The following is a 295-nucleotide window of genomic DNA, read 5'->3' as shown; positions in this document are numbered from 1 at the left end:
GCCCTCCTGCAGGCAGCCGTCACCGGCGATCACGTAGATGTGGTGGTCGAACGGCGAGGTGCCGGCGGCCGCCTCCGGGTCGAACAGGCCACGCTCGTACCGGGCGGCCATCGCCATGCCCACCGCGTTGGCCACGCCCTGGCCCAGCGGGCCGGTGGTGGTCTCCACACCCGTGGTGTGGCCGTACTCCGGGTGACCGGGGGTCTTCGAGCCCCAGGTGCGGAAGGCCTTCAGGTCCTCCAGCTCCAGGCCGAAACCGGCCAGGTAGAGCTGGATGTAAAGGGTCAGGGACGAG

The 295-nt window shown here is 70.5% G+C and carries 1 pseudogene; it reads right to left on the bottom strand.

The features are described 5' to 3' along the window. Positions 1-295 (bottom strand): annotated as a pseudogene (locus IF20_RS36985) (transketolase); the annotation flags it as partial.

This window comes from Streptomyces niger (genome assembly GCF_000718305.1).
Taxonomy (GTDB): Bacteria; Actinomycetota; Actinomycetes; order Streptomycetales; family Streptomycetaceae; genus Streptomyces; species Streptomyces niger.
This window is presented reverse-complemented; position numbering and strand designations above follow the sequence as displayed.